A 24,467-nucleotide genomic window follows, 5' to 3' on the forward strand; every position below is an offset into this window, starting at 1 on the left:
TCTCGGTCAGACAAGGGGAGTCCCGGTTTACTGCCCAAATCCAATGCGCTCGTCCAGCCCGAAGCGCGTGAAACCCGGATTGATTAGGTCTTCGTTAAAGGTGATCACCCTGTCACGTTGCGCCTTTGGGGAGGTGATGGTAAATGCGCTCAAAATCATAGGAGTTTCCCATCGTGACCCAAGATTATGCCGTCAAGGACATCAACCTCGCCGATTACGGGCGCAAAGAGCTTGATATCGCCGAAACCGAAATGCCGGGCCTGATGGCGCTGCGTGAAGAATACGGCGAGAGCAAGCCGCTGAAAGGTGCGCGGATCGTCGGTTCGCTGCACATGACCATTCAGACGGCGGTTCTGATCGAAACCCTGACCGCGCTGGGCGCCGATGTGCGCTGGGCGTCGTGCAACATCTTTTCGACGCAGGACCACGCGGCCGCGGCAATCGCTGCCGGTGGTACGCCGGTCTTTGCGGTCAAGGGGCAGAGTCTGGTCGAGCACTGGGATTACCTCGACAAATCCTTCCAGTTCCCGGAAGGTGCGAACATGATCCTCGACGATGGCGGTGACGCAACGCTTTACGTTCTGCTTGGCGCACGTGTCGAAGCGGGTGAAACCAACCTGATCGAAGTGCCGACCTCGGAAGAGGAAGAGGCGATCTTTGCGCAGATCAAGACGCGCATGAAGGAAAGCCCCGGCTGGTTCACCAAGACGCGCGATGCGATCAAAGGCGTTTCCGAGGAAACCACCACCGGCGTTCACCGTCTTTACGATCTGCACAAGAAAGGCCAGCTGCCTTTCCCGGCGATCAACGTGAACGATAGCGTGACCAAGTCGAAGTTCGACAACAAGTACGGCTGCAAGGAATCGCTGGTTGACGGTATCCGCCGCGCGACCGACGTGATGATGGCCGGCAAGGTTGCCGTCGTCTGCGGTTACGGCGATGTGGGCAAAGGGTCGGCGGCGTCGCTGGCCGGTGCCGGTGCCCGCGTGAAAGTGACCGAGATCGATCCGATCTGCGCGCTTCAGGCCGCGATGGATGGTTTCGAAGTTGTCCGTCTTGAGGACGTTATCGACAGCGCTGACATCTTTATCACCACGACCGGCAACAAGGACGTGATCCGCATCGAGCATATGCGCGAGATGAAGAACATGGCCATCGTCGGCAACATCGGCCACTTTGACAATGAAATCCAGGTTGCCAGCCTCAAGAACCACAAATGGACCAACATCAAGGAACAGGTGGACATGATCGAAATGCCCTCGGGCAACAAGATCATCCTCTTGTCCGAAGGTCGTCTGCTGAACCTTGGTAACGCGACCGGTCACCCATCCTTCGTGATGTCTGCATCCTTTACCAACCAGGTTCTGGCTCAGATCGAGCTGTGGACCCGTGGTGAGGAATACAAGAACGAGGTCTACATCCTGCCCAAGCATCTGGACGAGAAAGTTGCCCGTCTGCATCTGGAACGGATTGGTGTCCGCTTGAGCGAGCTGAGCTCGGAGCAGGCCGCGTATATCGGCGTTACGCCGGAAGGTCCGTTCAAGCCGGAACATTATCGTTACTGATTTCGGCCTGAGTGCTGAAATGACAAGCCCCGCCGAAATCTCGGCGGGGCTTTTTCTTTTGCAGGGTCTGGATCAGCCCTTGAAGCGCTTGATCTCGCCCGAATGCAGTCGGGCGATATAGCTGCTGAGCTCGCGTTTCACGATCGGCATCAGCAGGTAGAGAGCGATGATGTTCACGATCGCCATGGAGAACAGCATCGCATCGGAGAAGTCGATCACCGGCCCTAGATTGGCGGCCGAGCCGATCACTATGAAGATGCAGAAGATCACCTTGAACACGATCTCTTTCGCCGCGCCTTCGCCGAACAGGTAGGTCCATGCCTTGAGGCCGTAATAGCTCCACGAGATCATGGTGGAGAAAGCAAAGAGGACCACCGCGATGGCCAGCAATGCCGGGAACCATGAGAAGACCGATGCAAAGGCGGCCGAGGTGAGTTCGACCCCTGCGACTTCGCCTTGGGTTGAGATGCGACCCGCTTCCGCGTTCCAAACGTAGAGGCCGGTTTCCGGGTCTACGTTAAGGACACCGGTGATCACGATAACCAGCGCGGTCATGGTGCAGATCACAACCGTATCGATAAAGGGTTCAAGCAGGGCGACATAACCTTCGGTGATCGGTTCCTTGGTTTTCACCGCAGAGTGGGCGATGGCCGCCGAACCGATACCGGCCTCGTTCGAGAATGCCGCACGGCGGAAGCCCTGGATCAGCGCACCTGTAAAGCCGCCGACAACGCCAAGCCCGGTGAAGGCACCCATGAAGATCTGGCCAAAGGCCCAGCCGATCATGTCGAAATTCATCAACAGGATGATGAGCGACACGGCAACATAAAAGATCCCCATGAAAGGCACGACTTTTTCGGTGACGCTGGCAATGGATTTGATGCCGCCGACGATGACCATGAAAGTCACAATGGCGATGACGATGCCGGTGATCCAGCCGGGGTAGTCCCCGAGGACGCCCGATAGCTGCGCGTGTGCCTGGTTGGCCTGGAACATGTTGCCGCCGCCGAGGGCACCGAGGATGGTGAAGATGCAGAAAATGATCGCGAGGATCTTGCCGCCGGGAAGCCCGCGTTCCGCGAAACCTTTGGTGATATAGTACATCGGGCCGCCTGAAACCCGTCCGTCCGGGTATTCGTTGCGGTATTTCACGCCCAGCGTACATTCGGTGAATTTCGTCGCCATGCCGAAGATGCCGGCGATGACCATCCAGAATGTTGCGCCCGGCCCGCCGATACCAACGGCGACCGCCACGCCGGCGATATTACCGAGGCCGACGGTCCCAGAGAGAGCAGTGGCAAGGGCTTGAAAATGGCTGACTTCCCCAGCGTCATGGGGATCAGAGTAGTCGCCCTTTACGAGCTGGATGGAATGAGTAAAGCCGCGAAGCTGGATGAACCCGAAGTAGCCTGTGAAGATCAATGCGCCGACGACGAGCCAGAGGGCGATCCATGAAAAGGTGGTGCCGGGAAGCGGCGCAAAGATGAACGATACGTACCAGCCGGTATAATCGGCGAATATCGTGTTAATGGTTTCGTCCAGGCTCTGAGCCATCAGCGGCGCGGGCGTCAGCGATGCGACAAGAGCGGGGAATAATTTGTTGAAACGCATGAAAGACTGCTCCTGTGGTCAGGGGACAATGACGGTGGGGACGTGGGCGATCTGGGCCAGCCCCAGCGGGACAGAGCCGAACACGCGGGCACTGATCGAATGCATACCCGAGCGGCCCACGTAGATCATGGTACCGTTGACTTCCTTGGTGATGGCGACGACCAGTTCGGCAATCGACCCGTACCGGATTTCGCCGTCAACGGGCACACCCGCCGCCTTGACGCGCGCCATGGCCGGGTCAAGCAGGGCTTCTTTGGCGCGGGTCAGTTCTTCCTTTCGCCGTCCGTGACGTTCTTCGATCTCTTGGGGAGTCAGGAAAGTATAGGGCGACCATTCAAGGATATGCACAATGTGAAGTCCGGCCCCTGTTTTCTTGGCGCTGGCGATAGCGTAATCCAGCACGCTATCGTCATCTTCGACGCATTCATAGGCGACGACATAGGTTTCCGATGTCATTTCATCCCTCCGGTTGCGTACGCCGTCGATGTTGGAATTCAATGACGGAGCACGAATTCAGCGGTTAGACCCGCATTTGTTAAGGATGGACTCTGATACCCGGTCTGTCATGACATATTTACAAAAAGTTAATACCCGCCGGAGTAGACGTTAAAGTTTTAGCTTCTTATGCGGGAATTCGCCGGTTAGTCTGTTAACGAAACCGGGAGCTCTTCCCGGATTTCGCGCGTATTAACAATTTGGAAAGGCCAAGACCGATGGGAAAAAGAGACGAGCTGATTGAAAAATACGCCGCTGATCTCAAAGAAAAATGTGGCATGGACCCGGATATGGATCTTTTGACCAAGGTTGTGATCGGCTGCGGTCCGGCAATTTACAATGACGATTCCTCGACCGTTGCAGCAAGCCAGCCGGGCGAATTGGAAACGGTAAAGAACAATTTCCTGATCAAGAAGCTCGGACTTTCCGACGGGCCGGAATTGGATGCAGCCATGAATTCGGTGATTGAAACTTATGGCCAATCCGAACGCAACAAGTATCGGGCCGTGGTTTATTACATGCTGACCAAGCATTTCGGAAAAGAGTCCGTCTACGCCTGAGCGAATTACCGCCCTAACCGGTACAATTTGCGTCTTATCCTACGGGCAATTGTTTTGCCATGTGGAACCGGTTGGGGTACCACGGTTACAGACCAGGACGGTCGGAACCAGTTTCAAGTTACACGTGTGGTGCGTAGGGAGCACGTGGGTGACAGAGGGTTCCGGCTGTGTCCGGGCCCTCTTTTCAATTCTGGTTCACGGATCGGTTTTGCCCATTTCGCAGACCCGTTTCCATTCCGTATCGGTCACCGGCTGAACCGAGAGGCGTGAGTTTTTCACGAGGATCATCTCGGCGAGCGACTCTTCGGCCTTGATCTGATCCAGCGTGACCGGTTCTTTAAAGGATCGGACAGCCTTGATGTCCACGCATTCCCAGCGCTCGTCATCCGTCGTGCTGTCCGGGTGGCTTTCGGCGCAGACTTCGACAATGCCGACAACTGCCTTCTCCGTTTGAGAGTGGTAAAAGAACCCCCTGTCGCCAAGTTTCATCTCTCGCATGAAATTGCGGGCCTGGTAGTTGCGCACGCCATCCCACTCCTCGCCTTCCTCGCCCTTGTCCTGCTGGTTTTGCCAGCTCCATGTCGAGGGTTCCGATTTGAAAAGCCAGTATGCCATGAGACCTCCGTCTATTCTTCCTTGAGCGAGCGGGACAAAAGTTCTGAAATCACTTGGTTTAGGGTCTGTTTCTGGTCGATCAGTGTCACCACTGCGCGCGTAATCGGCATGTCGATATCGGGCACGTTGGCAAGGATGGCGCGGGCGGTAGCCGCGCCTTCGACCGTGATCGAGGGGTCGAACTCTTCACCGCGACCGATTGAGAGGCCAAGCCGATAATTCCGCGACAGATCGGAACTGCAGGTGAGGGCAAGATCGCCAAAGCCCGAGAGACCGGCCAGGGTATCCGCCTGCCCGCCGCGCGCCACTGCGAAACGGACCATCTCGGCATAGCCGCGGGTCATCAGGGCGGCGCGGGCGCTGTCGCCAAGCTGTGCGCCAATGACGGCGCCGCAGGCGATTGCCATGACGTTCTTGAGGGCGCCGCCAATTTCCGCGCCCATCGTGTCTGTCGTGCGATACAGTCTGAGGTTTCCGGTCGACAGCCTGGTCTGGAGGTTTTTGCAGAGCGTGGAGTCTTCGCAGGCGAGTGTAAGGGCCGTAGGCAGGCCGCGGGCGATATCTGCGGCAAAGCTTGGCCCGGTCAGAAGGGCAGGAGACCCTTTTTCCATGACCTCCTGCGTGACGGCGATGGGACCAAGTCCGGTGGATAGTTCGATGCCTTTGCAGCAGATAACGAGGTTCTTTCCGTCCAGCACTGAGCGGTGTTCGGACAAAACGTCCCGCAGTTTCTGCATGGGAACGGCGATCAGAACGGGATCTGCCGAGGACAGGTCGGAAATCTCTGATGTCGGTGCAATCGTCTCGGGCAGCGGGTGTCCCGGCAAGCGGACGGCGTTTTCACGCTTCTTGCGCATGTCCGCTGTCTGTTCTGCGGAGCGTGACCACAGGAGGACAGGGCCTTCATGCGATTGCGCGATGGCAAGGGCGGTACCGAATGCACCCGATCCCATCACGGCAAGAGTCATGCCTTGGCTCCTTTGCGGCCGCTTCCCAGAAGGGCGGGGCTGCTATTGTCCAATGGCCAGCGGGGTCGGGCGGCGAGGGTCATGTCGTCGCGCTGTCCGGAGTTGAAGAGTTCGATACCAGCATACGCGATCATCGCGGCATTGTCGGTGCAATATTTGAGGGGGGGCGCGAGGAAAACAGTCTCTAATCTGGCGCAAACAGTCTCTAATCCTTCCCGGATCTGCTTGTTCGCAGCAACACCTCCGGCGACGGCCACTGTCGGTGACTTGGTCCCCGTGCGGGAAATGTACTCACCCAGCGCGCGCTCCAGCTTGGCGGAAAGAACATCGACCACCGCCTGCTGGAAGCCGGCGCAGAGATCGGCGCGGTCCTGTCTTGTCAGCCCGCCTTTTTCCGCGACGATCTGGTCGCGGGCGCGCAGGAGAGCTGTCTTCAGGCCGGAGAAAGACAGGTTGCAGTCGTCGCGGTCCAGCAGGGGACGCGGCATTCTGAAACGCTTGGGGTCGCCCTTTTCGGCCTCGGCCTCGACCGACGGACCGCCGGGCTGGGGCAGGCCAAGAAGCCGCGCGACCTTGTCGAAAGCTTCGCCCGGTGCATCGTCGATCGTGCCGCCGAGGCGAGAGAATTCGGTCGCGCTATGAGCGATGAGGAACTGGCAGTGGCCGCCGGAGACCAGCAGCATCAGGTAGGGATAAGCGACTCCATCTGTCATCCGGGGGGTAAGCGCGTGGCCGACGAGGTGGTTGACTCCGATCAGCGGAAGCCCTGTTGAGACGCTGAGGCCTTTGGCGCACATGACACCGGACAGAACACCGCCGATCAGACCGGGACCGGCTGTTACGGCTATCGCGTCGAGGTCATCAAAGCCGAGGCCGGCCTGCCGCATCGCTTCGCTAACGGAAATATCCAGCTTTTCAGTATGCGCGCGGGCGGCGATTTCGGGGACGACCCCGCCAAAGGCCGAGTGAAGGTCGGTTTGACCATAGACGACAGACGCGAGGATTTCGGCTCCTTTATCGGCCGAGTGGCGCACGATGGCGGCGGCCGTATCGTCACAGCTGCTTTCCAGTCCGAGAACGGTGAGGTCTTGAGACATGCCGCAGGTTCCGTTGCATGATTGCCTGACCGGAGGTAACACTCAACCACGCCGCTCACAATCCCGAGGCCTCGGATCATCATGCCGAACCCTGTCTTGCTGATGACGCGCCCGAGGGAGGGCGCCGAGCGCTTTGCAGCGATGTTGCCGTCGGAGGTGCGTGGCCGTATCGATATCTGCCATGCGCCGCTGATTGAGATCGAAAGCCAGCCAATTTCGCTCAATCTTGATGGAGTGAAGGGCGTGATATTCACCTCTTCAAATGCGGTCGACAGTGTCGAGGCACATGATCTGCCCGCGTTCTGCGTTGGCGAGGCAACAACGAAAAAGGCCGCGATGGCCGGGTGGAACGCGCACCAGGCCGGGCAGGATGCCGCCTCGCTTGTTGCCGACCTATGCCGTTCGCAGCCTGAGTCGCCGTTGTTGCATCTGAGAGGGCGGCATACCCGGGGCAACATAGCCGAGCGTTTGAGCCAATGTTCCCTCCCCACGCGGGAAGTAACCGTATACAATCAAAAGTTGTTGCCCCTTGGCGACGAAGCCATAAGGTTGTTGAAAGGGGAGCGGCCGGTTATCGCACCTGTCTTTTCGCCACGTGTTGCGCGACAATTTGTCGAAACCGCCTGTTTTTCGGTCAACCTGCACCTTGTTGCGATGAGCGCGGCCGTGGCGGAACCCTTTAAGGGCTTGGCTTTTGGGTCAATGGACGTAGTTGAGAGGCCTAACGCCGAAGAAGTTGCCAAGTCCGTGGTGGGTTTGGTGGAACGCTTGATGCGGGTTGAGGGTTAGATGCTTGCGCAGTAGGGTTTTTCTGCGCTTTGCGACATTGGGTAAGATTCGAAAGGGTGGGGCACGTTGGTCGACAAGAAAATTTCGGATGAAGACAAACAGGGCGCCAAGGATCAGGACGTTGATGCCCTGACTTCGGATGAAGGGTCTCCGGTCGATATGCCTGAACCCAGGGAAAAGGTGGATACCGAGCCAGGAAAACCTGACGCACCGGTGGCTGATACCGCATTTGATCCAGAGTCCGATGCGGATGCGGAACCTGTGCCGCTTGGCGACGACGACCCTATCGATACCGGCGAACAGGATACCGAGCAGGAGGAAGCTCCGGCTGCGGATACCGAGTTCGCGCCGGATGAAACCGAAGCGGAGCCGGATCCTGTCGTTCCGGAAACCGAAGAGCCGACTCAAAGCGAACCGACTCGTGATCCTGTTGCTCCCGCACCGACACAGACGGTTGTGGAACGGCGTGGAGGATTTTTCCCGGCGTTGCTTGGTGGGATCGTGGCGGCCATTCTTGGTTTCCTGGCGGCGCGTGCCGACCTGCTTGACCCGATCCTTCCGCCATCTCTGCAGAACAGCCGTAACGCCGGGATGGTCGAAGATCTTAGCGCCCGTGTCGATGGGCAGCAGAGCGACATCGAAGCCTTGCGCCAAAACGTAAACAATCTGCCGCCGCCGGATACGTCGGCAGTGGACGCGCAGGTTGCGGGTATTGGCGATGAGCTGGGCGCGATATCTAGTCGTATCGACGAGTTGAGTTCAACGATTGACGGGTTGCAGTCGCGTGTGACCGAAATTGAAAAAGCGCCGATCAATGACGCTGTATCTGAAAGCGCGATTGCCGCCTACGAAGACGAGCTGAACCGCCTTCAGCAGGCGATGGCCGCACAGCGCGAAGAAGTCGAGGCTCTCGTTGCCGAGGCGCGCGAAATGGATGCTCAATCCGCCGAGCAAGCACGTCAGGCCAATGCGCTGGCAGCGATTGCGCGGCTTCAATCGGCGGTGAGCAACGGGCTGCCTTATGCGGATGTGGCGCAGGAGGTTTCCGATGCTGGTGTGGAGCTGCCTGAGGCACTAACCTCATCGGCTGAGACCGGTGTACCGACGCTCTCTGAGTTGCAGGCCGCATTCCCGGGCGCTGCCCGCAACGCGCTTGCCGATGTGCGTTCAAGTCAGGTCGGTACGGAAACGGGGCTGGGTGCATTCCTGCAAAGACAGCTTGGTGCAAGGTCGGTGGAGCCGCGTGAGGGCAGTGATCCGGATGCGATCCTGTCGCGGGCCGAGGCCGCTGTGATGGACGGCAACCTGCAAACCGCAATCGAAGAAATTGAAACGCTGCCCGAAGAGGCCAAAGGCGCCATGTCCCAGTGGACCGCCGATGCGCGCGCTCGTGCAGACGCCATGACCGCCGCAGACGGGCTTACTGTCAGCGCAACATCGAATTGAAGGACCCGTTATGATTTGGTCATTGATCAAGATCCTGTTTTTTGTTGCCCTGGTTGCCGTTCTTGCCTGGGGCGCGGCGATGTTGTTGGAGACCAGTGGCGGTCTTCAGATCACGGTTGCCGGGATGGAATATACGCTGGGGCCACTTCAATCGGTGATCGCGGCCCTCGTGCTTATCGTCGCAGTGTGGGTTTTGCTGAAGATTCTGTCTCTCTTGGTGGCGACGCTGCGGTTCCTGAACGGCGATGAAACCGCGATTTCGCGCTATTTCGACAAGGGTCGCGAGCGCAAGGGGTATCAGGCTCTGGCCGACGGGCTGATGGCGCTGGCCTCGGGCGAGGGTCGGCTTGCCATGTCAAAGGCGGCAAAGGCCGAGCGTTATTTGCAGAAGCCGGAGCTGACCAACCTTATTACGGCGCAGGCCGCCGAAATGACGGGCGATACGCGCAAGGCGACCGAGACCTACAAGAAGCTGATCACGCATGACGCGACACGGTTTGTCGGTGTACGTGGCATCATGAAACAGAAGCTGGCTGAGGGCGATACTGAAACCGCGCGCAAGCTGGCAGAGAAAGCGTTCGAGCTGAAGCCAAAGCACGAGGAAACGCAGGACGTTCTGCTGCGGCTTCAGGCGCAGGCGCATGACTGGGCAGGTGCCCGAAGCACCCTGACGGCCAAGTTGAAATCCGGTGCCCTGCCGCGTGACATCTACACGCGACGCGAAGCTGTGCTGGCGCTTTCCGAAGCGAAGGAGCTTTTGGACGATACCAGCAGCATCGAAGCGCGAGAACAGGTGATCGAGGCCAATCGACTGTCGCCAGATCTTGTGCCTGCGGCGGCGCTGGCAGCGAAATCCTATCTTTCCAAGGGCCAGCCTAAGAAAGCGGTGCGTATCCTGCGAAAGGCTTGGGATGCACAGCCCCATCCCGATCTCGCAGCGGCGTTTGCGGCGCTGGAGCCTGACGAGACACCGACAGAGCGCCTGAAGCGATTTACGGTTCTGACGCGGATTCATCCAGACCATCCGGAAACCCGTCTGCTTCTGGCTGAATTGAACATCGTGGCCGAGGATTTTCCTGAAGCGCGCCGCGCGCTGGGCGAACTGGCTGCTTCGGATACAGCGGATGCACGGGCGCTGACGCTTATGGCTGCGGTCGAGCGGGGCGAAGGTGCCTCGAACGCTGTGGTTCATGGCTGGCTGGCGAAAGCGCTTAATGCGCCGCGCGGCCCGCAATGGGTCTGCGAGAATTGCCATCAGGTGCACACAGAGTGGATGCCGGTGTGCAGCAATTGCGAAGGGCTAGACACGTTGAGCTGGAAATCACCGCCGCGTGCCGAATACGTCGGAGCCACCGGGGCGCATATGTTGCCGTTGATCGTCGGTGACACCGAGGGCGAGGCACCGGACGGCGCATCGGGCATGGCAGAGGCGGAGCTGATCGCCACCCCGCAGGAACCGGCAAGTGCGCCGGACCCGGAAGGGCCCGAGACCGAGTTCGAGGAAGCGGACGAGAAAGAACCCAAACCTGCAGTTTAACCGGTTCGGGTCCATGTCGAGAAAGCAGAGCCTTGCCCTTTGGGCGGGGCTTTTTCTTTGTGATCAGAAAGAATTCTGTCCTGCAGCGGTGCAAGGCACGCCCTTCGACTGCCATTTTGCACAAGATAATGGCTGGATCAGTGGGGTCGCTACAAAATCCTTAATTTTTATTGAGCGCTCAAATAATCCTTGCTAGGGTCGCCGGGACCTCAGGGAAAAGGAGCCGGAAATGGCCACGAGGACGACGGGAGACGCAAAAATCATCGGAGACCGATCCGGTTTGCCCGCATGGAGCTACTTCAGCGAGGAAATGCTGGAGGAGGAAAAGGAGCTTCTTTTCCGGCGGCATTGGCAACTGGTCTGTCACGTCAACGATATCCCGGAAAGCGGCGACTACATGGCGATGGATTTCGTCGGTGAACGCGCGCTGGTCGTCCGAGGCAAGGATGGCGAAGTCCGTGCCTTTCACAACCTCTGCCGCCACAGGGGCTCGCGCGTGGTCGGGGATGACAAAGGCCATTGCCGGTCCGCAATTATCTGTCCTTTTCACGGCTGGGTCTTTAACCTCGATGGAACGCTGCGCGGGGCCTCCCGCCCAGACACGCTGCCCAAGCTGGACCCGGTGAAATGGGGGTTGAAACCGCTTGAGATGGACATCTGGAACGGGTTTGTCTTTGTCCGTTTCAAACCCGGCCCACAGGAACCGATGAGCAAGATCATGGCGCGGTTCGACGATGAACTGGCCCAATATGATCTGGTGAGCCTCGTGCCCGACGGGAACGGTGTCTCGCACGAGGAAATGCGCGCAAACTGGAAATGCGTGCGTGACGTGGACAACGAAGGCTATCACGTGCCGATGGCCCATCCCGGCTTGGATGACCTGTTTGGAAAGAATTATTTCGATGAACCGTTTCAGGATGGCACAAGCAGATCGTTTTCGTCCTTTCGCGAGGCGGACAGCAAGCTTTGGAGCGTGCGACACTACAAGAATATCCTGCCGCAGGTGAACACGCTGGATGCCGACCATCAGCGCGCATGGCTTTACGTGGGGGTGTTCCCCAATCTGGTCTTTGGAATCTACCCGGATTCAGTGATCTTCTATCATGAATTTCCGGTCGATTTCGGCAAGACGGTTCAGCGCGCCGCCTGCTATCGTCGACCTGACGAGGACCGGCGCATGCGGATCGCCCGGTACCTCAGCGGTCGGATCGACAGGATTACCAGCAAGGAAGACGAGCAGCTGATCGAATGGAGCTGGGAAGCGGCCAAGTCGAGTGCTTATGATGGCGTGATCCTGTCGGATCTGGAGGCCGGGGTGAAAAGCTATCACGATCAGTTGCGCAAGCTGTATCCTGTTCTGAACGAGGAGGAGCCCGCACCGGGAACTCTGGCCGAACAGAACGCGGCATTGGTCGAGGCGGAAAGCTGAGAATGGCTGTGACTTTAGACCTGCGCGACCGTCGGTTTCGCGCATGATTTTGAACCGGGAAGCGCGACAGGGGCTGACGCTTATAAGTCCCACACTGGTCTACGCACTGTTGCTGCTGGCGGCGCCGCTGTTGACGGTGGTCACGTTCAGCTTCTGGACGCAGGACTATCTGGATATCGACACCACGATCACGCTGAACAACTATCGCGAGGCGTGGACGCAGCCGATCTATCGGACCCTGATCTTTCGCTCACTCTGGGTGTCGCTGATTGTCACGCTGGTAACGGTAATTCTTGCCTTTCCCATTGCCTACTACCTCAGCTTCCATGTCACGCGGCGCAAGGCGCTGTGGCTGTTCCTGATCACCATTCCGTTCTGGACCAGCTATCTGCTGCGGGTGTTCCTTTGGAAAGTAATCCTCGGCTATAACGGCGTGCTGAATTCGGCGCTGACCGGGCTGGGGATCATTGATGAGCCGCTGACCTTTCTGCTTTATAACGTCAATGCGGTGGTGATTACGCTGGCCCATGCCTGGGCGCCTTTTGCGATCCTTCCGATTTTCGTGGCGCTGGAAAAGATCGATCGGTCGCTGCTGGAAGCGGCAGAAGATCTAGGCGATGGGGCCGTGCGCCGGTTCTTTCGCGTGACGCTGCCGCTGGCGATGCCGGGTGTGATTGCCTCTACCCTGATTGTCCTGATCCCGACTGTCGGCGATTTTGTGACGCCGCGCCTTGTCGGGGGAACGGACGGTCTCATGATTTCGAACATGATCCAGATCCAGTTCGGCAAGGCAAATAACGCGCCGCTGGGGGCCGCGCTGGCCGTGTCTTCTATGGTGATCGTATCCTCGATCAGCCTTGTCATCTTCCTTGTCGGCAAAAAATTCGGAGGGCGCGTGCAATGAGACCGGGACGCGCCAAGAAGCTTTGGAACTGGCTAGCGGTTTATGCCTTTCTCTACATGGTGTTCCTCTATGCGCCGGTGATCCTGCTGCCGCTGTTCGCCTTCAATGAATCGACCATCATCGCTTTTCCGCTGAGCGGGTTCACGACCGAATGGTTCACTGTGCTGGTCAACAACGATGCCTTGGCACGTTCGGTTGAGAACAGCCTTTTCGTCGCCGTCACCACGGCGGTGGTCTCTACATTGTTGGGCGCTTGTGCGGCGCGGGCGGCCGCGCGCTACAGGTTCCCGGGACAGAAGGGCGTGATCGGTTTCATCATGTTGCCGCTGGTCCTGCCGGAAATCATCGTCGCCGTCGCGCTGCTGGTCGTGTTGATGCAGCTTGGGTTCAGTCTGTCGCTCTGGACGGTGATCGCGGGCCATATCCTGATCTGCATGCCCTATTCCATCGCGATCCTGAGTTCGGCCTTTCAGGGTCTGGACCGAAACCTTGAAGAAGCGTCTTTCGATCTGGGCGAAACCAACTGGGGCACGTTCAAGCGCGTGATCTTTCCGCTGGTCCTGCCGGGGGTGATTTCGAGCCTTCTCATCACCTTCACGATCTCGCTCGATGAGTTCATCATCGCGTTCTTCCTGACGGGCACCGATGCGACCCTGCCCGTCTATATCTGGAGCCAGCTGCGTTTCCCGAGCAAACTGCCATCGATCATGGCACTAGGTACAATCCTTCTGGTTCTGTCCATCATCCTTCTTATTCTTGCCGAGTGGTTCCGCCAGCGTTCGGCCAAACGACAGGGCGTCGAAGCTGCCGCCGGAGGTTTCATATAATATGTCAGAAAAGCCGATCATCGAACTCAGGGACGTGGCCAAGTCATTCGGCACCGTCAAAGCGCTGAACGGCATCAATGCGAATATCCGCGAAGGCGAGTTCTTTTCGCTGCTTGGGCCGTCGGGGTGCGGCAAGACCACGCTGCTGCGGATGATCGCCGGGTTCGAAGACCCGAGTGGCGGGGAAATCGTGATTGACGGCAAGTCGATGCGGGGCATTCCCGCAAACCGGCGGCCCACCAACATGGTGTTCCAGTCCTATGCGATCTTTCCGCATCTGAGCGTGGCTGAAAACGTGGCTTATGGGCTGAAGCGGAAAAAACTGCCGAAAACTGAGGTGACCGACGAGGTCAACAAGGCGCTGTCGATGGTCGATCTGTCCGGATACGGCGGCCGCGCGGCGCATGAGCTTTCCGGCGGGCAGCGCCAGCGGGTGGCGCTGGCGCGGGCGCTGGTGATGCGGCCCAAGGTGGTTCTATTGGACGAACCGCTGTCGGCACTGGACAAGAAGCTGCGCGAGCAGATGCAGGTCGAACTGCGCCAGTTGCAGCAATCCATCGGAATTACGTTCATCCTCGTGACCCACGATCAGGAGGAAGCGCTGATCATGTCGGACCGGATCGCGGTGATGTTCGAAGGCGATATCGCGCAGATCGATAGCCCCGAGGGACTTTACCGGCACCCGGTCAGCAAGCGGGTGGCGTCGTTTATCGGGGTCATGAATTTCCTTGATGCGCGGACCACGGGTCAGAGCGATGCGGGCGTCAGTCTGGATATTCCGGCGCTGGGCAAGGTCACGGTACCTGCAAGCCATGTACCGGACGGGCTGGATGCGAATTCGGTTGAATCCGTGGGGGTCAGGCCAGAAATGCTTACCATCCTGTTCGACGAACGGGAAACGGCCGAGGCTGTGGCCAAGGGGGTCGTGACCTCGACGTCGTATTACGGGGATATGACCTATTACAGCGTGGCGCTGAACGAGACGAAGGCGCCGGTGACCCTGTCGATGCGCAATACCGCCGGTCGCTCTGTTCTTCCGGCCGGGAGCGAGGTGCGTGTGGGATGGGGTGCTGAATCCATCGTTCTGTTTGAGTGAGGCCATGACCGCCCATACCAAGAGCAAAACCGAGGTAAGTCTGCCCGAGATGCTTTCGCGTTATCGCGATGGATATGCGCTTGAGCAGGGGTTCTATACCTCTCCCGAAATCTTTCGCAAGGATATGGAACTGGTTTTCATGTCAGACTGGCATTTCGCCGGTCACGTCAGCGAGCTGCGCGAGCCGGGGGATTTCCTGCTTTTCGAGATGATGGAGGAGTCCGTCATCATCGCGAGGGACGGAGATGGGGAGATCCACGCGCTGGCGAATGTCTGCCGTCATCGGGGATCACGCGTCTGTCTTGAGCAACGTGGCAACGCGCGGCGGTTCTCCTGTCCGTATCACGCCTGGACTTATAACCTGGATGGCAGCCTGTTCTCTGCCCGGCTGATGGACGCGGGGCTAGACCGGTCTGCGCTTGGGCTGAAGCCGGTTCCCTTCGAGATCTTTCACGGTCTGATCTTTGTGTCCTTTGCCGAAGATCCTGCCAGTTTCGAAGCGGCCCGGAACGAGCTGGATCATATCCTTGCTCCTTTCCAGCTTGATAAGACACGGATCGCGCATCGGGAAAGTTATCCGGTCAAGGCGAACTGGAAGCTGCTCGTCGAGAATTACAACGAATGCTACCATTGCGCGCCGGCCCATCCGGAATTTGCGCGCGCGCATCCCACGCATATGGATTTCGACCGGATGGAACCGCTGAACGAGGCGATGATCCCGCGATCGGAAGCCTTGGGTATTCCGACGGATACAGTGGATCGGGTTGGTCCTTTGTGTCCGCCGGGATCGGTTGACTACACGGTCAGCCGTCATTCGCTTTACGAGGGGACGGATACCGGCAGCGAAGATGGCAAACAGGTCGCGCCGCTGTTGGGGGATATCCGGGGGTTCGATCAGGCCGCTTGCGATCTGTATATCGGGATCTTCAACCCAGTCCTCATCTACAACGATCATGCGGTGCTCTATCGGTTCATCCCGGTCGATACGCAGAATTCGATACAGGAAATCATCTGGCTGGTGCGCGAGGATGCGGAAGAAGGTCGCGATTATGACCCCGAGCGGCTTGCATGGTTGTGGGACGTCACCACAAAGGCCGACAAGTTCATCATCGAAAAGAACCAGCAGGGGGTGAATTCCCGCTATTACGAACCCGGTCCGCTGGCCGGGATGGAAGCCTTTACCAAGCGGTTTCTCGATCTTTATCTCGAACGGATGGGCAGGAAAGCATGAGCGACAGCGAGCTTCTTTACGACGATCTCCATATCGATTTCCTCGAAGACCTTTGGGGAGAGGGATACCTTTCGCCGGGCGGTGCGGAGGAGGCGCTGCGCGTGGTTCAGGGCCTGGATCTGAACGGCAAGCGCGTGCTGGATATTGGTTGCGGTTCAGGCGCGATTTCCGTGTTGCTGGCCACGGAATGCGGCGCGGCAGAGGTTGTCGGGATCGATGTGGAACGCGATGTCTGCGCGGCGGCGCGACGCCGGGTCGATGCCGCAGGCGTAGCTGACCGAGTTAAAATCCGCGAGGTCACGCCGGGCCCGTTCGATTTTGCCGAGGAGAGCTTTGACGTTGTTTATTCCAAGGATTCGATCATCCATATCCCGGACAAGGAGGCGCTTTCAGCCGAAGTATTCCGCATTCTGCGCCCGGGCGGCTGGTTTGCCGCGTCGGACTGGCTGATTTCGCATGACGGAGAACCGTCGGCGGACATGAAGGCCTATATCACGGCCGAGGATCTGGATTTCGCGATGGCCTCGCCCGACCGCTACGACAAGGCGCTTCAGGCGGCGGGGTTCGAAGAGATTTCCCTGTTGAACCGGAACCCGTGGTACAAGGAAGTGGCGGAAGAAGAGTACGCCTATCTCACCGGGCCCGAGCGGGCGCGGCTCGAGACACGGTTCGGTGAAGCGTTCATCGCCGGTCAGATTGGCACATGGACGGCCATGAACAAGGTTTTGGCCAGCGGTGAGCATTGTCCGCACCATCTGCGCGCCCGTCGACCAAGATAAATCAGCGTTTGGCCGGCGGGATGTCCCTGAGTTTGAGGCTGATCTCGCTGACGTCTTGATCGCGCCATTTCGAGTGAACGCGTTTCGTGCTGGCGGGATGAACAGCGAGGCCGAGCTTTGGGTGTTCGCGATGGGCATACCGGGGCCGGATCGGACGTGGGACGAGCCCGCCGCCGCAGGTCGCGCAGACGTTGAACAGTACGGTTTCGACGCATTCGGCGCAGTAGGTGCATTCGTAACTGCAAATCCGCGCATCGGTGGCGTCGGGCGGCAGTGACTTGTTACACCATTCGCAGTTGGGTCGTAACTCAAGCATCTCTTTCTCCCGTCAAAGGCTTGCAGGGATGATACCGGTTTTTCTTTGGTGCACGTAGTTGCACGCGAGGCGGAACCGAAATCAGTCAGGCTAAAAAAAATCCAGCCCCGGCGGGTTGAGCCGGGGCTGGCGAAAAGTGTCTCGATGGCCCGAGTTTCGGGCCAGGGGTTTTGCTTAGAAGCCGGCCTTGATCAGTTCGAATTCCGCGATCATCTTTTCCCGCAGTTCTGCCGGAACCGGACCCTGCCAAAGCGTATTGTCACGCAGCTTTTCGCTGGTGTTGAGACCAACGGCAGAGAGGTCCTCTTCGCTCATCTTGCCCATTTCAACCATATTGGAATGGCCATAGCCCCAGGCGTTGACGATATAATCGGCGGTCTTGGGTTCGAGCCATGCGTTGATGAAATCATAAAACTTTTCATCAGAGCCGGGCGCGTCCTTGAGGTGAACATAGCCGCAGACCCAGCTTGAAGCGCCTTCCTTGGTGTCACGCTTCATGGCGATGGGATGGCCTTCGCCGGACATGGTCGAGAAGGTCTCATTCCAAGCCCATGCAAGATAGACTTCGCCGCTTTGCATCAGCTGCGCGAGGGATGAGCCGGAGTCCCAGTAGGAGCGCACGTTCTGGTGAACCTTGCGTAGGAAATCGGATGCGGCCTTGAACTCTTCGTCGGTAGCGTTTGCCCAGTCCTTGACGCCGGTTGCGAGGAAGCCCAGCGCATAGGCATCATCGACGTTATCGCCGATGGACACGCGGCCCTGGTTCGCGGGATCGGCGAAGGCCTGCAGCGAGGAAACGTCTTCCTCGTCCTGCAATTCGGTGTTGTAGGTTAGTCCCGTGTTGCCCCAGTCGATCGGGACAAAGTAGTACTCACCGTCTTTCTGGAAGGCTTCGAGATCGCGGAAGGCGGGATCCAGATCGTCCCAGTAGGTGATCCTGGAAGTGTCGAGCGGCTGGAGAAGGCCGGCTTCGATCCATTTCGGTACGGATTGTGCACAGGGGTGCGCCGCATCTGCCTGAAAGCCAGACCGCAGTTTTTGAAAGGCTTCTTCCTCGTCTCCGAAGAAGGAGAAGGTCGGCGCGTCGCCGTGGGCTTCGTTGTAGCTGGTGTAGAATTCCGGGTCTTCGTATCCGGCCCAGTCAAAAACAACGAGATCCGGGTCGGCAGCGTGAACAGTTCCTGCCGTGAGTGCCAGAACCGCTGCAACGGACGTTGCCGTCTTGGTTAGGATGTTCATGGGTAGCTCCCTGTTGATTTGTTATTTTTGACCCGCGCGGCGGACCGCGCGCGCCTTTTCCATGGCTTTCAGGCTATGGGCTATCGTGTCGTGACTCAACGTTTTACTGAGCGCTCAAACAAAATTTATCCACCTTGGCGCGGCAGTAAGCAGGATGAGAACACCCCGACAGAGAGTCGCGCAATCGCGATGATGCCGGGGTGGATCCTACGCGAGATCGCTCGTCACCTTTTCGAGCGCCTTTTCAAGCAGGTCGAACATTTCGTCGATTTGCGCCCGGGTGATCACGAGGGGCGGAGAAAACACCGCCATATTGATCAGTGGACGGACCAGAAGGCCCAGTTCTTCGCAAGCAGCGTCGATCATGGCGCCAAGTTCGCGCTCTTCCTCGAGCGTCTTTCCTTTGCCTTCGATGCAGCCCAGAAGGCCCATGCCCCGTGCATCGCCGACGATCGGGAATTTCTTGAGCGCGCGGAGGCGTTCCTGAAAATAGGGCGTGATCTCGCGCACGTGTTCAAGGATGTTTTCGCGTTCCATGATTTCGATGTTTGTCAGCGCCGCGACGCAGCTGACCGGGTGCGCAGAATAGGTGTAACCGTTGGAGAAAAGCGCCGGATCGTCGGGAGAGGCGCAGCGCTCCATGACGCGATCCGAGATGATACAGGCACCGAGCGGCAGGTAGCCCGAGGTCAGGCCCTTGGCGCAGGTTATCATGTCGGGTTGGATGCCAAAGACTTCCTCGGAGCAGAACCAGTGACCGAGACGTCCGAAACCGGTCACGACCTCATCCGAGATATAGAGGATGTCATGTTCGCGGCAGATGTCGAAGGTGCGCTTGTGGTAACCGGGCGGCGGGACGATGACCCCACCCGAGGACAGGATCGGTTCCGCAATGAAGGCGCCGACATTCTCGGGTCCGACTTCGGCGATCATCTTTTCAAGATCAGCAACTTTTTCATCGCACCATTCCTCGACGCTCATCCCGTCGGGGCGGCGATAGGGGTTCACATCGGGGAGGAAGCGGACAAGGCGGCTTTCAACGTCGAAACGGTTCTTGTCGCGTTCTTTGCCGGTAACGGAATGCGCAAGGTAGGTCGAGCCGTGATAGCCCTTTTCCCGCGCGATCACGATCTTCTTGTCGTGCCGCCCGAGGCGGTTGTTCATGAAATGCATGGTGCGCAGCGCGGTATCCACTGCTGTCGAGCCGCCGGTGGTAAAGAACACGTTGTTGAGATCGCCGGGCGCCATTTCGGCGAGCCGCTTTGACAGGATCGAGGAAGGTTCCGTCGTATTGGTAAAGGGCGAGGTATAGGGCAGTTTCTTCACCTGCTGAGCGATGGCATCCGCCATTTCGTCACGGCCATAACCGATCTGGACGCACCACATGCCGCCGGGGCCGTCGATAAATCGTTTGCCGTTTCCGTCCCACAGATAGATGCCGTCGGCCGTGTCGACGAACATGTTGTCATAGCCTTGATAGTCGTCCATGGCCGCCCAGGGGTGGATCTGGTGCAGACGGTCCCATTCATGGAGCGTCTCCATGTTCGGTTCGTTACTCAGTTGGGGTGCAATCGTATCGCTCACGTTCATATTCCTTTGGTTCGTTCAGAAAGGCCGGGGCGGGGTGGCCCGCGCCCGGTCGTTCTTGAAGAAGGGATCGGTGACCACGGTCACGGGGACAAGACGTTTGTCCCAGATGCCTTCTTCGTTTACATAGACCTCGGCCCAGAGATCGTTAATTTTTTCACCGCCATAGGGGGCTTTCAACTCGGCCAGCGCGATGTTGCGCTTGGCGGTGGGGGACCAGATAGCAGAGGTCACATGTCCGACCTCGCGTTTCTTTCGGTGATAAATCAAAGAACCGTCGGCGGGTTTGAAACCGCCGATTTCAAGTTTGACCAGATGATGGCGCAGGCCGGATTCCTTTTGTTTCAAAAGGGCGCGGCGGCCATTGAAGTGTCCCTTGGTGAAATCAACCAGCCTGTCGAAACCAAGTTCGAGCGGCGAGCGCCCGCGACCAAGCCGTGAGGCCCTCAGAACCGGTTGGAAATCGACCTTGGCCGCCATGAAGCCCGCCTCGATCCGGACCATGTCAAGCGCTTGGGAGCCGATGGCGCGCAGGCCCCAGGGTTGCTTTTGTTCCCAGAGACGGTCCCAGAGCGCGCCGGTCTTTTGCCAGTCGGTCCAGAGTTCATACCCAAGATCGCCGGTAAAACCGGTCCGGGAGATCCAGAGACCGGGTTCGATCTCTCTCAGATCGAAAGGCTTCATGTCAGCGACGGCGGAAAGACCGGCCGCATCGAGCAGCGAAAAGGATGTCGGACCCTGAAGCGACAGGCCACCGATGGAATGGCTTTCGTCTTCGATGGTGACGTCGAACCCCCATGCGGCATCGAGCAGCCAGCCATGCATGGATTCCTGGCAGCAAAGCCTAAAATCGGTTTCGGAGAAGCGGAAAAGGGTGCCATCGTCGATCACCATGCCCTCTTCATCGCACCAGAGCGCGTATCCGACGCGGCCCGGCTTGATCTTGCGAATGTCACGGGTGACCATGCGGTTGAGCATAGCTTGGGCTTCGGGTCCGGTAACGCGATACTTGTGCATCGGAGAGACATCGAAGAGCGTCGTTTGATTACGGATCGCGAAATATTCGAACTCCACCGTGTCCAGCACCAGCGGCGAGACATACCCGGCCCAGTTGCCCCAGCTTTTCGCCGTGCTGATCTTTTCGAGGCGCGATTGTACCGGCCCGGGGATAAGCCCCGTCGGGACGGCGGCGATGCTGTCGGTATCTATGCGTCCGTCCATCATGCCACCCCGTCGAGAAGTACCTGCGCGGCGCTGTTGCGCCCCGGCATGCCGGTGACATCGCCGCCTGGATGGGCCGAGGCGCCGCAGAGATAGAGGCCCCGCACGCCAAAGCGGTAACGGGCCATTCCAACCGTCGGTCTTGTGGTGAGCATCTGGTCGAGTCCCATTTCAGCGTGGTGCCAGTGGCCGCCCGGCGCGCCGGTCAGTTGGGCGATATCGGCAGGTGTCAGGAGGTCGGTCGAGGCGATCTGATCACGCAGGCCCGGGGCATAGGCTTCGATGGCGGCAATCACGGTTTCGGTGAGCGTGCCGCGCGCCTTTTCGGTCCATCCGGATTTGAGATCTAGGGGCACATGGCTGACGATCACAGAGAGGCGGTCCTGCCCATCCGGCATCACCATCTCAAGAGACGGTGCGCTGGGCAGTTCGCCGTATTTTGCCGGGTTGAAGGCGCGTTCGACCTCCGCGACTGAGGGGGCGATCAAAAGTCTCGATTTTGCCTGTTCCTTGGTAAGACCGGTGAATTCCGGGCGACCTTTCAACGCTATATTGAGCTTGGACGTTGTCCCCTTGGCGCGAAGGTTCCGGGCCCGGCGCACGGCCTCGATATCGAAAGAGGGTATGCCGGCCATCTGCATCGTCTGCATTGGACCTGCGCTTGACAGCACCGCCGGGGCGAGCAGTTGTCCGCCGTCGGATGTGGTGACACCAAGCACGACGTCGTCTTCGACAATGACGCCCGTGACGCCGACGCCACAGCGGATGTCGGCCCCTGCCTTACGGGCGGCATCTGCATAGGCATTGGCGATGGTTCCCATCCCGCCGGCGGGAAGCGAGACAGACCCGCCGTTGCGCAACCGGTACATCAGCGTCAGCACGGTACCGGGCGATCTGGGACCTGCAAAGGCACCGCGCACCGCGTCAGATGCCAACGCGCCGGGCAGGGGGCCATCGGGCATTTCGTCAAGCAGCAGGTCATAGACATTGGTCAGGAGTATACGGAGGAACTCTCGCATCTCGGGTGTGCCCAGACGTTTCACGCCGATCCCAAGCTTGGCCAGACGTGACATTTCGCGGAGGCCGGCAAGCGAGGTCAGTCCTTGATCGAGACCTGGCGGGGCGGATTCAGCGAGCGAGTTGAGCAGGGCGGCATAGGTAACCAGACGGTCGTGAAGGGTTTTGAAGTCGGTTGCATCGGGGTGAGCCTCGCCGGAGGCGTAGCTGGCAATGCCATCGCGCAGAACGACGTGCTTGCCGTCGGGGGACATGGAAACAGTGTCTATTTTGCGTGTTTGAGCCTGAACACCGCGCGGCAGCGGATTGTAGAGAAGGTGCGCCATCCGGTCGGAAGCCATTCCACCGATATGATCGGCACGTTCAAGAACGCAGACCGACTTGCCACGCGCTGCAAGAGAAGCCGCGGCGGAAAGCCCGTTGTGACCCGCACCGATCACGATTGCATCGAACTTTTCACTCATGCCGCAGCCGCCACGTTCGAGGTGGTCTTGCCAAGCTTGCGCAGGATTTCACGTGCGGCATTAGCACCGGGCGCTGCCATCACGCCGCCACCGGGGTGAGCGGAAGATCCGACGAGGTACATGCCGTCGATTGGTGTCGCGTAATTCGCATAGCCGGGCACCGGCCGGTTGAACAGCAGCTGATCAAAGGTGAGTTCGCCCTGAAAGATATTGCCTTCGGTCAAGCCGACCTCCCTCTCGATGTCTCTTGGTGTCCTGATCTCGGCGTGGACTACGCGCTGGCGAATGTCGGGGCAGGCCTCTTCGATCTTGTCAAAGACACAGTCGGCGAAGGCCTTCTTGCGCTCTTCGGTCCAGTTTTCGGCGCTGCGCTTGCCGTCGGCCAGAAGGTCATAAGGCGCGTATTGCACGAAAACGGTCATCATGTGCTTGCCCGGTGGGGCCATCGTCGGGTCGATCTGGCTGGGGATCAGCATGTCGAAATAGGGATTGGACGACCACTGGCCTTCTTTCCAGTCGTCATAGGCGCGTTCGAGCTCTTCAAGCGAGGTCGAGCAGTGCAGGTCGCCGCGCAGGAAACTGGCATTCTTGGGCGCGGCGGGAAATTCCGGCAGGGCGTCCAGCGCGATGTTCAGCTTGCCGCTCGAGCCGCGGATCTTAAAGCGTTTGACGGCGCGTGTGAAATCTTCGGGTAGGTCCTTGGCGTCGGTGTGTTCAAGGAAAGTGCGTTTTACATCCATGTTCGAGGCTACGATCGGTGCGCGATATTCGTCGCCGTTTTCCAGCGCCACCCCAATGATCTTGCCGCCTTCGACCAGAAAACGGTCTACACCCGAGCCGGTGACAATCTTGCCGTCTGCCTCTTCGAAACAGTCGCCCAGCGCCTTGCTGATCGCGCCCATCCCGCCGCGTGCAAAACCCCAGGCACCGATCGCACCGTCAACATCACCCATGTAATGATGCAAAAGAACATAGGCGGTACCGGGCGAGTAGACGCCAAGACCGGTGCCGATAATACCCGATCCGGCAAGATGCGCTTTGATCAGGTCGTTTTCAAAGTGTTCGTCGAGAAAGTCGCCGATAGACATGGTCCAGAAACGGAGGGTCTCGGCCAGCTCCTTGGCCCCCAGACCATGGGCGCGTTTGACCAGATAAAGCAGCTCCTGCAGGTCGCGTACCTTGAAAGAGGTTGGATCGGGGGCGGAACGAAGCAGAAAGGGCCGGATGAACCGGCACTGCCGGATGACGGTCTGGCTGAACCGGTCATAGGCATCGACGTCGCGCGGTTCGTGGCGGGCGATTTCCCGGCGCAGCGCGTCATGATCGGAATGATAGGCGAAATAGTCTCCGTCGCGCGTAAAACTGGCACCCCCCTCGTAAGGGATCACCTGAAGCCCGAAACGGGGGAGTTCGAGGTCGCGCACGATTTCGCGGCGCAACAAAGAACAGACATAAGAGCAGTTGGAATAGGTCCAGCCCTCGTGGAGAGAGCGGCTTACAGCAGCACCGCCGATCCAGTCGTTTTTCTCGACGACAAGAACTTTCATCCCGGCCTTGGCAAGATAACAGGCGGTTGTCAGGCCGTTGTGTCCGGCCCCTGCAACGATGGCGTCATATCTGTCGTGCTGCCCCATTGGCCTCTCCTGTTGGTTGCGGCGAGGTTAGGCGCTCGGG

The 24,467-nt window shown here is 58.8% G+C and carries 23 protein-coding genes; 11 read left to right on the forward strand and 12 right to left on the reverse strand.

The genetic code is table 11. The features are described 5' to 3' along the window. Nucleotides 1–27 precede the first annotated feature (27 nt). Complete coding sequence (locus tag MF268_RS25250; RefSeq protein WP_273545065.1) at nt 28–159, reverse strand: hypothetical protein; 132 nt, start codon at nt 157–159, stop codon at nt 28–30. A gap of 14 nt (nt 160–173) precedes the next feature. On the opposite strand from MF268_RS25250, the gene ahcY reads away from it, so the two are divergent. Beyond that, nucleotides 174–1,565: an adenosylhomocysteinase gene (ahcY, locus tag MF268_RS17600; protein ID WP_238372169.1), complete on the forward strand. Its 1,392-nt coding sequence runs from the start codon at nt 174–176 to the stop codon at nt 1,563–1,565. A 72-nt stretch (nt 1,566–1,637) separates the two neighbouring features. Here the strand turns inward: ahcY and MF268_RS17605 are convergent, their stop codons facing one another. Both MF268_RS17605 and MF268_RS17610 read right to left on the reverse strand, forming a co-directional pair. Next, a complete protein-coding gene (locus MF268_RS17605) occupies nt 1,638–3,176 on the reverse strand; it encodes an alanine/glycine:cation symporter family protein (RefSeq protein ID WP_238372170.1) in 1,539 nt (512 codons plus the stop codon). 18 nt (nt 3,177–3,194) lie between these two features. Then, on the reverse strand, nt 3,195–3,632 hold the full coding sequence (locus MF268_RS17610) for a universal stress protein (protein WP_238372171.1): 438 nt from the start codon (nt 3,630–3,632) through the stop codon (nt 3,195–3,197). Between the two features lie 257 nt (nt 3,633–3,889). Between MF268_RS17610 and MF268_RS17615 the strand changes: the two genes are divergently transcribed. Then, nucleotides 3,890–4,231: a DUF2853 family protein gene (locus tag MF268_RS17615; RefSeq protein WP_238372172.1), complete on the forward strand. Its 342-nt coding sequence runs from the start codon at nt 3,890–3,892 to the stop codon at nt 4,229–4,231. 195 nt (nt 4,232–4,426) lie between these two features. Here the strand turns inward: MF268_RS17615 and MF268_RS17620 are convergent, their stop codons facing one another. From MF268_RS17620 to tsaD, 3 genes are read right to left on the reverse strand one after another with little or no spacing between them, the layout of a single operon-like run. Next, nucleotides 4,427–4,846 carry an EVE domain-containing protein gene (locus MF268_RS17620; RefSeq protein WP_238372173.1) on the reverse strand — a complete coding sequence of 140 codons (420 nt, stop codon included), beginning with the start codon at nt 4,844–4,846 and terminating at the stop codon, nt 4,427–4,429. Between the two features lie 11 nt (nt 4,847–4,857). Next, nucleotides 4,858–5,814 carry an NAD(P)H-dependent glycerol-3-phosphate dehydrogenase gene (locus MF268_RS17625; protein WP_238372174.1) on the reverse strand — a complete coding sequence of 319 codons (957 nt, stop codon included), beginning with the start codon at nt 5,812–5,814 and terminating at the stop codon, nt 4,858–4,860. Continuing rightward, entirely contained in the window at nt 5,811–6,911 is a 1,101-nt protein-coding gene (tsaD, locus tag MF268_RS17630) for a tRNA (adenosine(37)-N6)-threonylcarbamoyltransferase complex transferase subunit TsaD (RefSeq protein ID WP_238372175.1), read from the reverse strand. Before tsaD ends, MF268_RS17625 begins: the two co-directional genes overlap by 4 nt. An 81-nt stretch (nt 6,912–6,992) precedes the next feature. Between tsaD and MF268_RS17635 the strand changes: the two genes are divergently transcribed. From MF268_RS17635 to MF268_RS17675, 9 genes are all read left to right on the forward strand, one after another. Beyond that, nucleotides 6,993–7,700 carry a uroporphyrinogen-III synthase gene (locus MF268_RS17635; protein WP_238372176.1) on the forward strand — a complete coding sequence of 236 codons (708 nt, stop codon included), beginning with the start codon at nt 6,993–6,995 and terminating at the stop codon, nt 7,698–7,700. Nucleotides 7,701–7,766: 66 nt separating this feature from the next. Then, a complete protein-coding gene (locus tag MF268_RS17640; protein ID WP_238372177.1) occupies nt 7,767–9,146 on the forward strand; it encodes a hypothetical protein in 1,380 nt (459 codons plus the stop codon). 10 nt (nt 9,147–9,156) lie between these two features. Further along, nucleotides 9,157–10,683 carry a heme biosynthesis protein HemY gene (locus MF268_RS17645; RefSeq protein WP_238372178.1) on the forward strand — a complete coding sequence of 509 codons (1,527 nt, stop codon included), beginning with the start codon at nt 9,157–9,159 and terminating at the stop codon, nt 10,681–10,683. A 229-nt stretch (nt 10,684–10,912) separates the two neighbouring features. Next, nucleotides 10,913–12,112, forward strand: a complete 1,200-nt coding sequence (locus MF268_RS17650; protein ID WP_238372179.1) for an aromatic ring-hydroxylating oxygenase subunit alpha — start codon at nt 10,913–10,915, stop codon at nt 12,110–12,112. 43 nt (nt 12,113–12,155) lie between these two features. Further along, nucleotides 12,156–13,016 (forward strand): ABC transporter permease, encoded by an 861-nt coding sequence (locus MF268_RS17655; protein ID WP_238372180.1) that lies wholly within the window; start codon nt 12,156–12,158, stop codon nt 13,014–13,016. Further along, nucleotides 13,013–13,843, forward strand: a complete 831-nt coding sequence (locus tag MF268_RS17660; protein WP_238372181.1) for an ABC transporter permease — start codon at nt 13,013–13,015, stop codon at nt 13,841–13,843. The genes MF268_RS17655 and MF268_RS17660 overlap by 4 nt, the downstream gene beginning before the upstream one ends. A 1-nt stretch (nt 13,844) precedes the next feature. Continuing rightward, nucleotides 13,845–14,939, forward strand: coding sequence for an ABC transporter ATP-binding protein (locus MF268_RS17665; RefSeq protein WP_238372182.1), 1,095 nt, complete (start codon nt 13,845–13,847; stop codon nt 14,937–14,939). 4 nt (nt 14,940–14,943) lie between these two features. Further along, the gene (locus MF268_RS17670; protein WP_238372183.1) at nt 14,944–16,170 is read left to right on the forward strand and encodes an aromatic ring-hydroxylating oxygenase subunit alpha; all 1,227 of its coding nucleotides are present in this window, start codon (nt 14,944–14,946) and stop codon (nt 16,168–16,170) included. Further along, on the forward strand, nt 16,167–16,949 hold the full coding sequence (locus tag MF268_RS17675; protein ID WP_238372184.1) for a methyltransferase domain-containing protein: 783 nt from the start codon (nt 16,167–16,169) through the stop codon (nt 16,947–16,949). Before MF268_RS17670 ends, MF268_RS17675 begins: the two co-directional genes overlap by 4 nt. Nucleotide 16,950: 1 nt before the next feature. Here MF268_RS17675 and MF268_RS17680 read toward each other — a convergent pair whose 3' ends face one another. The 6 genes from MF268_RS17680 to MF268_RS17705 form a co-directional block, all read right to left on the reverse strand. Next, nucleotides 16,951–17,265 carry a DUF1272 domain-containing protein gene (locus tag MF268_RS17680; protein ID WP_238372185.1) on the reverse strand — a complete coding sequence of 105 codons (315 nt, stop codon included), beginning with the start codon at nt 17,263–17,265 and terminating at the stop codon, nt 16,951–16,953. A gap of 174 nt (nt 17,266–17,439) precedes the next feature. Then, nucleotides 17,440–18,504, reverse strand: a complete 1,065-nt coding sequence (locus tag MF268_RS17685) for an extracellular solute-binding protein (protein WP_238372186.1) — start codon at nt 18,502–18,504, stop codon at nt 17,440–17,442. A 207-nt stretch (nt 18,505–18,711) separates the two neighbouring features. After that, the gene (locus MF268_RS17690) at nt 18,712–20,046 is read right to left on the reverse strand and encodes an aminotransferase (RefSeq protein ID WP_238372256.1); all 1,335 of its coding nucleotides are present in this window, start codon (nt 20,044–20,046) and stop codon (nt 18,712–18,714) included. A gap of 63 nt (nt 20,047–20,109) precedes the next feature. Continuing rightward, entirely contained in the window at nt 20,110–21,315 is a 1,206-nt protein-coding gene (locus tag MF268_RS17695) for an aminomethyl transferase family protein (RefSeq protein WP_238372187.1), read from the reverse strand. Further along, on the reverse strand, nt 21,312–22,793 hold the full coding sequence (locus MF268_RS17700) for a phytoene desaturase family protein (RefSeq protein WP_238372188.1): 1,482 nt from the start codon (nt 22,791–22,793) through the stop codon (nt 21,312–21,314). The genes MF268_RS17695 and MF268_RS17700 overlap by 4 nt, the downstream gene beginning before the upstream one ends. Further along, nucleotides 22,790–24,427, reverse strand: a complete 1,638-nt coding sequence (locus MF268_RS17705; protein ID WP_238372189.1) for a phytoene desaturase family protein — start codon at nt 24,425–24,427, stop codon at nt 22,790–22,792. The genes MF268_RS17700 and MF268_RS17705 overlap by 4 nt, the downstream gene beginning before the upstream one ends. Between the last annotated feature and the right edge of the window lie 40 nt (nt 24,428–24,467).

The organism is Heliomarina baculiformis, from assembly GCF_019966545.1.
GTDB lineage: Bacteria > Pseudomonadota > Alphaproteobacteria > Rhodobacterales > Rhodobacteraceae > Heliomarina > Heliomarina baculiformis.

What these genes read in the sequence shown, in the direction of transcription:
- MF268_RS17635 (WP_238372176.1), top strand. Translation starts at nt 6,993, where the DNA reads ATGCCGAACCCTGTCTTGCTGATGACGCGCCCGAGGGAGGGCGCCGAG.
- MF268_RS17615 (WP_238372172.1), top strand. Translation starts at nt 3,890, where the DNA reads ATGGGAAAAAGAGACGAGCTGATTGAAAAATACGCCGCTGATCTCAAA.
- MF268_RS17705 (WP_238372189.1), bottom strand. Translation starts at nt 24,427, where the DNA reads ATGGGGCAGCACGACAGATATGACGCCATCGTTGCAGGGGCCGGACAC.
- MF268_RS17675 (WP_238372184.1), top strand. Translation starts at nt 16,167, where the DNA reads ATGAGCGACAGCGAGCTTCTTTACGACGATCTCCATATCGATTTCCTC.
- MF268_RS17620 (WP_238372173.1), bottom strand. Translation starts at nt 4,846, where the DNA reads ATGGCATACTGGCTTTTCAAATCGGAACCCTCGACATGGAGCTGGCAA.
- MF268_RS17695 (WP_238372187.1), bottom strand. Translation starts at nt 21,315, where the DNA reads ATGATGGACGGACGCATAGATACCGACAGCATCGCCGCCGTCCCGACG.
- MF268_RS17685 (WP_238372186.1), bottom strand. Translation starts at nt 18,504, where the DNA reads ATGAACATCCTAACCAAGACGGCAACGTCCGTTGCAGCGGTTCTGGCA.
- MF268_RS17605 (WP_238372170.1), bottom strand. Translation starts at nt 3,176, where the DNA reads ATGCGTTTCAACAAATTATTCCCCGCTCTTGTCGCATCGCTGACGCCC.
- MF268_RS17665 (WP_238372182.1), top strand. Translation starts at nt 13,845, where the DNA reads ATGTCAGAAAAGCCGATCATCGAACTCAGGGACGTGGCCAAGTCATTC.
- MF268_RS17655 (WP_238372180.1), top strand. Translation starts at nt 12,156, where the DNA reads ATGATTTTGAACCGGGAAGCGCGACAGGGGCTGACGCTTATAAGTCCC.
- MF268_RS17645 (WP_238372178.1), top strand. Translation starts at nt 9,157, where the DNA reads ATGATTTGGTCATTGATCAAGATCCTGTTTTTTGTTGCCCTGGTTGCC.
- MF268_RS17625 (WP_238372174.1), bottom strand. Translation starts at nt 5,814, where the DNA reads ATGACTCTTGCCGTGATGGGATCGGGTGCATTCGGTACCGCCCTTGCC.
- MF268_RS17610 (WP_238372171.1), bottom strand. Translation starts at nt 3,632, where the DNA reads ATGACATCGGAAACCTATGTCGTCGCCTATGAATGCGTCGAAGATGAC.
- MF268_RS17690 (WP_238372256.1), bottom strand. Translation starts at nt 20,046, where the DNA reads ATGGAGACGCTCCATGAATGGGACCGTCTGCACCAGATCCACCCCTGG.
- tsaD (WP_238372175.1), bottom strand. Translation starts at nt 6,911, where the DNA reads ATGTCTCAAGACCTCACCGTTCTCGGACTGGAAAGCAGCTGTGACGAT.
- MF268_RS25250 (WP_273545065.1), bottom strand. Translation starts at nt 159, where the DNA reads ATGATTTTGAGCGCATTTACCATCACCTCCCCAAAGGCGCAACGTGAC.
- MF268_RS17700 (WP_238372188.1), bottom strand. Translation starts at nt 22,793, where the DNA reads ATGAGTGAAAAGTTCGATGCAATCGTGATCGGTGCGGGTCACAACGGG.
- MF268_RS17660 (WP_238372181.1), top strand. Translation starts at nt 13,013, where the DNA reads ATGAGACCGGGACGCGCCAAGAAGCTTTGGAACTGGCTAGCGGTTTAT.
- MF268_RS17650 (WP_238372179.1), top strand. Translation starts at nt 10,913, where the DNA reads ATGGCCACGAGGACGACGGGAGACGCAAAAATCATCGGAGACCGATCC.
- MF268_RS17670 (WP_238372183.1), top strand. Translation starts at nt 14,944, where the DNA reads ATGACCGCCCATACCAAGAGCAAAACCGAGGTAAGTCTGCCCGAGATG.
- MF268_RS17680 (WP_238372185.1), bottom strand. Translation starts at nt 17,265, where the DNA reads ATGCTTGAGTTACGACCCAACTGCGAATGGTGTAACAAGTCACTGCCG.